General features: G+C 57.9%; 6 protein-coding genes. 2 read left to right on the top strand and 4 right to left on the bottom strand.

Annotated elements, in window-relative coordinates:
- Positions 1 to 47: 47 nt before the first annotated feature.
- From KGB14_RS25400 to KGB14_RS25415, 4 genes are all read right to left on the bottom strand, one after another.
- Complete coding sequence (locus tag KGB14_RS25400) at positions 48 to 1,484, bottom strand: NAD(P)(+) transhydrogenase (Re/Si-specific) subunit beta (RefSeq protein WP_223489713.1); 1,437 nt, start codon at positions 1,482 to 1,484, stop codon at positions 48 to 50.
- The gene (locus KGB14_RS25405; RefSeq protein ID WP_003187010.1) at positions 1,484 to 1,807 is read right to left on the bottom strand and encodes an NAD(P) transhydrogenase subunit alpha; all 324 of its coding nucleotides are present in this window, start codon (positions 1,805 to 1,807) and stop codon (positions 1,484 to 1,486) included. The genes KGB14_RS25400 and KGB14_RS25405 overlap by 1 nt, the downstream gene beginning before the upstream one ends.
- A gap of 15 nt (positions 1,808 to 1,822) precedes the next feature.
- Positions 1,823 to 2,944 carry a Re/Si-specific NAD(P)(+) transhydrogenase subunit alpha gene (locus tag KGB14_RS25410; protein ID WP_123358427.1) on the bottom strand — a complete coding sequence of 374 codons (1,122 nt, stop codon included), beginning with the start codon at positions 2,942 to 2,944 and terminating at the stop codon, positions 1,823 to 1,825.
- Between the two features lie 435 nt (positions 2,945 to 3,379).
- Positions 3,380 to 4,279 (bottom strand): LysR family transcriptional regulator, encoded by a 900-nt coding sequence (locus KGB14_RS25415; RefSeq protein WP_223489715.1) that lies wholly within the window; start codon positions 4,277 to 4,279, stop codon positions 3,380 to 3,382.
- Between the two features lie 157 nt (positions 4,280 to 4,436).
- Between KGB14_RS25415 and KGB14_RS25420 the strand changes: the two genes are divergently transcribed.
- Positions 4,437 to 5,618, top strand: coding sequence for an acyl-CoA dehydrogenase (locus KGB14_RS25420; protein WP_030129615.1), 1,182 nt, complete (start codon positions 4,437 to 4,439; stop codon positions 5,616 to 5,618).
- 13 nt (positions 5,619 to 5,631) lie between these two features.
- Positions 5,632 to 6,852 carry a CaiB/BaiF CoA transferase family protein gene (locus KGB14_RS25425; RefSeq protein WP_223489716.1) on the top strand — a complete coding sequence of 407 codons (1,221 nt, stop codon included), beginning with the start codon at positions 5,632 to 5,634 and terminating at the stop codon, positions 6,850 to 6,852.
- Positions 6,853 to 7,312 lie beyond the last annotated feature (460 nt).

The raw sequence follows: 7,312 nt of genomic DNA on the forward strand, positions 1-7,312 counted from the left end.
AACAAAAACGCCCCGACGAGTCGGGGCGTTCAGGTGACCGAAAAGTTTTACTCGACCGCTTTAACCATATCTTCGATGACTTTCTTGGCGTCGCCGAAGACCATCATGGTTTTGTCGAGGTAGAACAGTTCGTTGTCCAGGCCGGCGTAACCGCTGGCCATCGAGCGCTTGTTGACGATGATGGTCTTGGCTTTGAACGCTTCGAGAATCGGCATGCCGGCAATCGGCGATTTCGGATCGTTCTTGGCCGCCGGGTTGACCACGTCGTTGGCACCGAGCACCAGCACCACGTCGGCCTGGCCGAACTCGGAGTTGATGTCTTCCATCTCGAACACCTGGTCGTAAGGCACTTCGGCCTCGGCCAGCAGCACGTTCATGTGGCCAGGCATCCGACCGGCAACCGGGTGGATCGCATACTTCACGGTCACACCGCGGTGGGTCAGTTTCTCGGTCAGCTCTTTCAGCGCATGTTGCGCCCGTGCTACCGCCAGGCCGTAGCCCGGAACGATGATCACGGTGTCGGCGTTGGTCAGCAGGAACGTGGCGTCGTCAGCCGAGCCGGATTTCACCGGACGAGCCTCTTTCGAACCCGCCGGGCCGGCCGCGTCTGCCGAGTTGCCGAACCCGCCGAGCAGTACATTAAAGAAGGAGCGGTTCATCGCCTTGCACATGATGTACGAGAGGATCGCACCGCTTGAGCCCACCAGCGAACCGGCAATGATCAGCATCGAGTTGTTCAGCGAGAAACCGATGCCCGCTGCTGCCCAGCCGGAGTAGCTGTTGAGCATCGACACCACGACGGGCATGTCGGCACCGCCGATCGGGATGATGATCAGCACGCCCATCACGAAGGCCAGGGCCAGCATCAGAGCAAACGCGCTGAGATTGCCGGTCAGCATGAAGGTGATGCCCAGTGCCAGCGTCGCCATACCCAGCAGCAGGTTCAGCTTGTGCTGGCCAGCGAACTGTACCGGTGCGCCCTGGAACAGGCGGAACTTGTACTTGCCCGACAGCTTGCCGAACGCGATCACCGAACCGGAGAAGGTGATTGCACCGATGGCAGCGCCGAGGAACAGCTCCAGACGGTTGCCCGCCGGAATCGAATCCCCCAGGTGTTTAACGATGCCCAGTGACTGTGGCTCGACCACTGCCGCGATGGCGATGAACACTGCGGCCATACCGATCATGCTGTGCATGAAGGCGACCAGCTCCGGCATCTTGGTCATTTCAACGCGCTTGGCCATGATCGAGCCGGCGGTGCCGCCGACCAGCAGACCGACGATGACGTAGCCAATGCCGGCAGTAGCAAGCTCGGCACCCAGCTTATAAATGAGGCCCACGGTAGTGAGGATCGCCAGGGCCATGCCGAGCATGCCGTAGACATTGCCGCGCCGCGACGTGGTGGGGTGCGACAGGCCTTTGAGGGCCTGGATGAAGCAGATCGACGCGATCAAGTAGAGCGTCGTGACAAGGTTCATGCTCATTACTTGGGCGCCTCTTCTTTTACGGCTTTCGGGGCTTTTTTCTTGAACATCTCAAGCATGCGACGCGTTACGAGGAAACCACCGAACACGTTCACCGCCGCCAGAGCCACCGCCAGGGTGCCCATGGTCTTGCCCAGTGGTGTCACGGTCAAAGCGGCCGCCAGCATGGCGCCGACGATCACAATCGCCGAAATGGCGTTGGTCACCGCCATCAACGGCGTGTGCAGTGCAGGTGTAACGTTCCAGACCACGTGATAACCGACATAAATCGCCAGCACGAAGATGATCAGGTTGTAGATACCGGGGGAGATAAGCTCTTCCATCGTCTGAATCCCTGCTTAGGCGTTTTTGCGGATGACTTGGCCGTCGCGGCACATCAGGCACGCGGCGACGATGTCGTCTTCGAGGTTCACTTCAAACTGGCCTTCTTTGTTGAAGACCAGCTTCAGGAAGTCCAGCAGGTTGCGCGCGTACAGTGCCGACGCGTCTGCCGCGACCGCGCCGGCCAGGTTGGTCGGGCCGCAAATGGTCACGCCATTCTCGACGACCACCTGATCGGCCACGGTCAGCGGGCAGTTGCCGCCTTGGGCTGCCGCGAGGTCGATGACCACCGAGCCAGGTTTCATTTGTGCCACGGTTTCGGCGCTCAATAGCGTCGGCGCCTTGCGGCCCGGGATCAGTGCAGTGGTGATGACGATGTCAGCCTGCTTGGCGCGTTCGTGCACGGCCAGGGCCTGACGCTGCATCCAGCTGGCCGGCATGGGGCGTGCGTAACCGCCGACACCGACGGCGCATTCGCGCTCTTCATCGGTTTCGTACGGCACATCGACGAATTTCGCACCCAGGGATTCGATTTGTTCCTTCACCGCCGGACGTACGTCGGACGCTTCGATCACCGCACCCAGACGTTTCGCCGTGGCGATCGCCTGCAAACCGGCTACGCCAGCGCCAAGAATCAGCACGCGCGCCGCTTTCACGGTGCCCGCCGCCGTCATCAGCATCGGCATGAAGCGTGGATAGTAGTGAGCGGCCAGCAACACGGCCTTATAGCCGGCGATGTTCGCCTGGGAGGACAACACATCCAGGCTCTGGGCGCGGGAGGTGCGCGGCGCGGCCTCCAGTGCGAACGCGGTAATGCCGCACTCAGCAAGCTTGGCAATGGTTTCATTGCTGAACGGGTTGAGCATGCCCACCACTACGGTGCCGCTCTTGATCAGCGTCAGCTCGCTGTCGCTGGGGGCGACCACCTTGAGAATCAGCTCGGCACCAAACGCATCGTTGGCACTGCCAATGGTTGCGCCTGCCGCTTCATAAGCACTGTCGACCACACTGGCATTAATGCCGGCGCCGCTTTGCACAGTGACCTTATGACCCTGGCCGATCAGCTTCTTGATGGTTTCCGGGGTTGCAGCAACCCGTGTTTCACCCGTCTGGGTTTCGAGAGGAACACCAATGTGCACGTCAAATCTCCTGCGTGATCTTATTGAGTAAACCCAGGCACTTCGGATGGTGCGTCTGGGGCGGCCGATCAGCACGATCCCGCCTAATCAGGGCGGGGCGCGGCATTTTGCAGGCGAACTTTGTGCCCTTCAAGGGATTATGACGGGTGACGGAAAATTAACTACAAGTCACCCCGTGACCGAATGTCGCAACCAACCGGTTCAATCCCTTGCAGGCCGTGCCTTGTAAGGATTTCATTAAAATTTTAAGAATTTGCACATCGGCACCGTGAATGAGGGGTCATTGCTTGCCAATAGAGGCTCAAGGCCACGTATTCAGGCCGTTGTGGGACGTTTGTACTGCTCCTCGGTACAGTTTGCCGATATGCGACAAATACTTATGTCTGTAGTGCTTTTGTTTTGCTGACTACGTGGTCAGCTAATTGGTGTAGGCCTTTATCCTTCTAGGTTGTAGCTTTGTGCCTGATTCACCAGCCAATCGCGAAATGCCTTTAAAGAGGCTGACTCGACCTTTCGTTCGGGAATCATCAGGTAATAAGCCTTGATGCTCGATAAAGCTTGGGTATTAGCAATCACCAGGCGCTTCTCCGCCAATTCGTGCTGAATCAGGAACGGCGGAATCAGCGCAATCCCCATGTCGTGCATCGCGGCTTGAGCAAGCATGGAGAATAGCTCGTAACGCGGTCCTGTCATGTCTCGTGGGATATTCAGGTTTTGGGAGTTGAACCACTGGCGCCAGGCATAAGGACGTGTGGTCTGTTGAAGCAGGGGCAGTTCGGCGATTTCACCGGGGCTCAGGCTCGCTTTTTTGCCCAGTAATGTGGGGCTGCACACTGGCATCGGATTTTCGCCCATCAGCCTGTGGGATTCGGTACCCGACCAGTCGGCGTCGCCGAAATAGATCGCGGCGTCGAAGTCGGTGTCGGCAAACAGGAAGGGACGTGTACGGTTGGTGAGATTGACCGTCACTTCTGGGTGCTTATGCTGGAAATCCTTGAGGCGCGGCAGTAGCCATTGAGTACCGAAGGTTGGCACCACTGCCAGTTCGATCACGTTGGCGCCTTGCTGGCCCATCACTGACAAGGTGTCCCGTTCCACCGCGTCGAGTTGGGTGGCCACTCGGCGGCTGTAGGAAAGCCCGGCTTCGGTGAGCTTCACTCCGCGCCGCGAGCGTCGGAACAGTTCGACGCCAAGGAACTCCTCAAGGCTGGCGATCTGTCGGCAAATCGCTCCCTGCGTGAGGGAAAGTTCCTGGGCGGCCTTGGTAAAGCTCTCGTGTCGCGCTGCCGCTTCAAAGCTGATCAGGGCAGTTGTGCTGGGAATCTTCCTGCGCATGTACGTCAATCTCACTAATACATCGCATTTTGGCTATTTTGCGACGCTACGGAGTGAGAAATTAGCACAACAGTATGCAAAATCCTCGTTTGTCGTGACGCCGAAGCCGGCCTAGGATCGGTCCACGTTATTTGACCCGATTCGAGAGGACTCACTCATGGGCGGTAAAGCTAGCTTCAACTGGATCGATCCCCTGCTGCTGGATCAACAGCTCACTGAAGAAGAACGCATGATTCGCGACACGGCCCAGCAATTCGCTCAGCAAAAGCTCGCGCCGCGTGTTCTCGAAGCTTTCCGTCATGAGAAGACAGACCCTGCGATCTTCCGCGAGATGGGCGAAGTCGGTCTGTTGGGTGCGACCATTCCTGAGCAATACGGTGGCAGCGGTCTGAACTACGTCAGCTACGGCCTGATTGCTCGTGAGGTTGAGCGTGTCGACTCCGGCTATCGCTCGATGATGAGCGTGCAGTCCTCGCTGGTCATGGTGCCTATCAACGAATTCGGTACCGAAGCACAGAAGCAGAAGTACCTGCCGAAACTGGCCTCGGGTGAGTGGATCGGTTGCTTCGGTCTGACCGAGCCTGACCACGGTTCCGACCCGGGCGCGATGATTACTCGTGCACGCAAAGTGGAAGGTGGCTACAGCCTCACCGGCAGCAAGATGTGGATTACCAACAGCCCGATCGCCGATGTATTTGTGGTTTGGGGTAAGGACGATGCGGGCGATATCCGTGGCTTTGTTCTGGAGAAGGGCTGGAAAGGCCTGAGCGCTCCGGCGATTCACGGAAAGGTTGGCCTGCGCGCATCCATCACCGGCGAGATCGTCATGGACAACGTGTTTGTCCCTGAAGAGAACATCTTCCCGGATGTCCGTGGCTTGAAAGGCCCTTTTACCTGCCTTAACTCGGCACGTTACGGCATTTCCTGGGGGGCTCTGGGTGCTGCCGAGTTCTGCTGGCACACCGCCCGTCAGTACACCCTGGATCGTAAGCAGTTTGGTCGTCCATTGGCGGCTACACAGTTGATCCAGAAGAAGCTGGCCGACATGCAGACTGAAATCACTTTGGCGCTGCAAGGCTGCCTGCGTCTGGGTCGCATGAAAGATGAAGGTACGGCTGCGGTCGAGATCACTTCGATGATGAAGCGCAACTCCTGTGGCAAGTCCCTCGACATCGCCCGCATGGCGCGCGACATGCTGGGTGGCAACGGTATCTCCGATGAGTTCGGTGTCGCCCGCCACCTGGTCAACCTGGAAGTGGTGAATACCTACGAAGGTACGCATGACGTCCATGCACTGATCCTCGGTCGCGCGCAGACCGGCATCCAGGCGTTCTATTAATAGGAGAACGGCCATGGGCGCGCTTTCGCATCTACGAGTACTGGATTTATCGCGGGTGCTTGCCGGGCCCTGGTCTGGGCAGATCCTGGCGGACCTTGGCGCTGAAGTCATCAAGGTCGAGCGCCCGGGCAATGGCGATGACACGCGCGCCTGGGGGCCTCCGTTCCTTAAGGACGCCTATGGCGAGAACACTAGCGAAGCGGCGTATTACTTGTCCGCCAACCGCAACAAGCAATCGGTGACCATCGATTTCACGCGGCCCGAGGGGCAGCAGCTGGTACGTGAGTTGGCGGCGAAGTCGGACATCCTCATCGAGAACTTCAAGGTCGGTGGCCTGGCGGCTTATGGGCTGGACTATGAGTCGATCAAGGCGATTAATCCGAAGCTGATCTATTGCTCGATCACCGGATTCGGTCAGACCGGCCCATACGCCAAGCGGGCAGGTTATGACTTCATGATCCAGGGGCTGGGCGGCCTGATGAGTTTGACTGGTCGCCCCGAAGGAGATGAAGGTGCGGGCCCGGTGAAAGTCGGTGTGGCGCTGACAGATATTTTGACTGGCCTCTATTCAACGGTAGCGATTTTGGCGGCTCTGGCTCATCGGGATCAGGGCGACGGCGGTCAGCATATAGATATGGCTTTGCTGGATGTTCAGGTGGCCTGTCTGGCCAACCAGGCGATGAACTATCTGACTACAGGTATTGCGCCTAAGCGCCTCGGCAACGCCCACCCGAACATCGTGCCTTATCAGGACTTTCCTACGGCAGATGGTGACTTCATCCTCACGGTGGGTAACGACGGGCAGTTCCGCAAGTTTGCGGAAGTGGCCGGACAGCCGCAGTGGGCGGATGATCCGCGTTTTGCGACCAACAAGCTGCGGGTGGCTAACCGAGCGGTATTGATTCCACTTATCCGCCAGGCGACCGTGTTCAAGACCACCAATGAATGGGTGACCCAGCTGGAGCAGGCAGGTGTGCCGTGCGGGCCGATCAATGATCTTGCTCAGGTATTTGCCGATCCTCAGGTTCAGGCGCGTGGGTTGGCCATTGAACTGCCCCATGCCTTGGCCGGAATGGTGCCGCAGGTTGCGAGCCCAATACGCATGTCCGAGACGCCGGTGGAGTACCGGAGTGCGCCTCCTCTATTGGGTGAGCACACGCTGGAGATACTGCAGCGGGTGTTGGGGCTGGATGCTGACGTCGTTGCTGGGTTCAAGGCATCTGGAGTGCTCTGAGGATTCCTTCTATATAGCAGGGCTGGTTTTGCTCTCCTATATAGAAGGGAATGCGCAGTTTTCCGGCTTTCTGCAAGTTATTGATAGAAAAGCGTAATCAGGGGTTGACGGCAGATTCTGGACGTCTATAATTCGCCCCACTTCCGGCGCAGTCGAAACGGAAAACTCCTTGGTAAACAAAGAGTTACGCAGTTTTCGACAGCGGTTACGCTTCAGTTCATCGAAGCCAGAAGGAGTTGAAAGAGCGGTGTTGTTTGGCTCTTTTAACGGTTCGATCTTCTCGGTCGAAAGCGGAGAAAAAGAGGTGTTGACAGCAGCGAGTAACGCTGTAGAATTCGCCTCCCGCTAACGAGAGATCGGAAGCGCAAGTGGTTGAAGTTGTTAAAGATTTCCAAGCGAAACTTTGAAAACTTCTGAAAATAACCGCTTGACAGCAACAGAGGCTGCTGTAGAATGCGCG

It is taken from the genome of Pseudomonas sp. A-RE-19 (assembly GCF_019956555.1).
GTDB lineage: Bacteria > Pseudomonadota > Gammaproteobacteria > Pseudomonadales > Pseudomonadaceae > Aquipseudomonas.

Excerpts from the sequence above, each read along its gene's own strand:
- KGB14_RS25405 (WP_003187010.1), bottom strand. The coding sequence starts at position 1,807 with ATGGAAGAGCTTATCTCCCCCGGTATCTACAACCTGATCATCTTCGTG.
- KGB14_RS25425 (WP_223489716.1), top strand. The coding sequence starts at position 5,632 with ATGGGCGCGCTTTCGCATCTACGAGTACTGGATTTATCGCGGGTGCTT.
- KGB14_RS25400 (WP_223489713.1), bottom strand. The coding sequence starts at position 1,484 with ATGAGCATGAACCTTGTCACGACGCTCTACTTGATCGCGTCGATCTGC.
- KGB14_RS25420 (WP_030129615.1), top strand. The coding sequence starts at position 4,437 with ATGGGCGGTAAAGCTAGCTTCAACTGGATCGATCCCCTGCTGCTGGAT.
- KGB14_RS25415 (WP_223489715.1), bottom strand. The coding sequence starts at position 4,279 with ATGCGCAGGAAGATTCCCAGCACAACTGCCCTGATCAGCTTTGAAGCG.